This window comes from Gemella haemolysans (genome assembly GCF_001553035.1).
In the GTDB taxonomy this organism is placed as follows: Bacteria; Bacillota; Bacilli; order Staphylococcales; family Gemellaceae; genus Gemella; species Gemella haemolysans_B.
Genome location: NZ_KQ959955.1, coordinates 1 through 2,531, shown reverse-complemented (window position 1 = coordinate 2,531; position 2,531 = coordinate 1). Strand labels below are relative to the sequence as shown.

Here is a 2,531-nt window from a genome sequence, read left to right as displayed (position 1 = left end):
AAATTTGTCCAAATTTTGGGGGCTATTACCAAGCAAAGATGGTTATTTTTTATCTTTAAGTACGATTATAGATACAACTAAAGCTAATACTGCAACAATAAGTCCAGAAAAATTAATCATTAGTTGTAACGCCTCAAATACTGACAAAAGTCTACCCCTTTCTTAAAGATTGTGATACTTATGAGCATAAGAATCATCCCCTTTCGTAAAGTTGTAGTCGCCACCTTTAACAAGATATTTCTATCTCTAACTTCACCCTCCAATTTGATTATATCAGAAACTTGAATGGGTTACAAAGGAAAATGAGGGGATTTAAAATTATTTTAAGACTAGTTATAGGCTATGAGTAATTGTCTATATAATTCCTAAAATCTCCTAAATAATTGAGTTTAATTTTTACTTGTGTTAAAATAAATTTATAAAGAGGGCACCGTTTGCACTGACTTTACTAATAATTTCTTAACTCACTACGTTCGTAGAAATTATAGTAGTCGTAGTATAAATTATTCGTAATATTTTTCTTCAGTCTTTGACTTTGAAAAATAAACGACTAATTTAAAAGGCGGTGACTCTAATTAAGTGTTATTAAAAAATAATCATCTTATCTCGTCAAAGGGTAATAGCCCCCTAAATTTGTCCAAATTTTGGGGGCTATTACCAGTTTAAAGATGGTTATTTTTTTAATATACTTTTTAAGTGCTGAGATACCTATATCAACTCTAGTTGTAAGAAAAAGATTTGTCTCAACAATTATTTGTAGGACTTTATGAGCAATTATTTTTATTCTATTCCTCCGCAAAAATCTGTGTTGCTCTTACCGCGCGTTTCCAACCTTTGTAAAGTTTTTCGCGTTCTTCTTTTTCCATAGTAGGAACAAATAGTTTGCCTGCAGTGTTTAGGTTCTTAAGTTCATCTAAGCTTTCCCAGTATCCAGTAGCTAGTCCTGCTAGGAATGCCGCCCCCAGAGCTGTAGTTTCTAGATTTTCTGCACGAGCTACTTTAACACCTAGAATATCTGCTTGGAATTCTAGTAGATAATCATTGTTTGCAGCACCTCCATCGACTTTAAGAAGGGGTATTTCTACTTTAGCATCGATTTTCATAGTATCGATAATATCACGTACTTGATAGGCGATTGACTGCAATGTAGCCTTTACTAGATCTTCTTTAGTAGTAGCACGTGTTAAGCCGAAGATAGTTCCACGAGCATCTGGATTCCAATATGGAGCACCTAATCCTGTAAAGGCAGGTACTAGATATACTTCGTTATTGTTTTTAGAGTTGTAAGCTAACGCTTGTGTTTCTGATGACTTTTTAATTAGACCTAATCCATCTCTTAACCATTGAACTGCACTTCCAGCGATGAAAATTGATCCCTCTAAAGCATAATAAACTTTTCCATTAATTCCAAAACCTATAGTAGTTAATAGATTATTTTTTGAAAGTTCCATAGTTTCGCCTGTGTTCATGATGATGAATGAACCTGTGCCGTATGTGTTTTTTATCATTCCTTTATCGAAGGCAAGTTGTCCGAAAAGTGCTGCTTGCTGGTCACCTGCTAGTCCGCTTATTATTACTTCACCACCATAAAAATGATAATCTGTAGTTTTTCCGTACACCTCAGAGTTTGATCTAACTTCTGGTAATAAGGATTTTGGAATATTTAGAATTTCTAATATTTCTTTGTCCCAAGTTAAATCTTTAATATTAAATAACATTGTTCTGGCTGCGTTTGTGTAGTCGGTAACGTGAGTTTTTCCACCTGTAAGCTTCCAAACTAGCCATGTATCGATAGTTCCAAATAGTAATTCGCCATTTTCAGCGCGTTGTTGAGCACCAGGTACATTATCTAATATCCAACGTATTTTAGTCGCAGAGAAATAGGCATCGACGACTAAACCAGTTTTCTGATGAATCATATTTTTATAACCATCGTTAACTAGTTTATTAGCTATATCCGCACTTTGTCTACTTTGCCAAACTATTGCATTATAAATGGGTAGTCCAGTTTCTTTATCCCAAATAACAGTAGTTTCACGTTGGTTTGTAATTCCAATGCTGTCTATTTGATTCGGCTTTATGCCACTTTCGATGAATGCTTCTGCTATTACTGATTGTATAGAATTCCAGATTGCATTAGCATCATGTTCAACCCAACCTGACTTAGGAAAAATTTGGGGGAATTCCTTTTGGCTACTTGTTATTATTTCTGCTTTCTTATTGAATATTATCGCTCTAGAACTTGTAGTGCCTTGATCTATTGCCATTACATATTTTTTCATACTTCACCTCGAATAATTATTTCGTTAATATTATACCATCTTTTATAATAAAAGCGCAGACAAAAACTATGTTTTATCTGCGTTTTTAAGTGCTTTAAGGACATCGTTTATCCTACAATTCTCACTAGACTTGGAGAGTGTTGTACTAAGTCTAGTTTTTCAATTATAGTTATTGTACAAAAAATTATTGTCATAATAAGTATTATTAATAATACTACAGATTGTTGACAAAACGACCAAAATATCAAT

2 protein-coding genes are annotated in these 2,531 nt (G+C 33.5%); both read right to left on the bottom strand.

Annotated features, from left to right (window positions below):
* Positions 1 to 42 precede the first annotated feature (42 nt).
* Positions 43 to 147 (bottom strand): putative holin-like toxin, encoded by a 105-nt coding sequence (locus HMPREF3186_RS09615; RefSeq protein ID WP_084812659.1) that lies wholly within the window; start codon positions 145 to 147, stop codon positions 43 to 45.
* A 638-nt stretch (positions 148 to 785) separates the two neighbouring features.
* Positions 786 to 2,282, bottom strand: coding sequence for a glycerol kinase GlpK (gene glpK / locus HMPREF3186_RS04385; protein WP_060914096.1), 1,497 nt, complete (start codon positions 2,280 to 2,282; stop codon positions 786 to 788).
* Positions 2,283 to 2,531 lie beyond the last annotated feature (249 nt).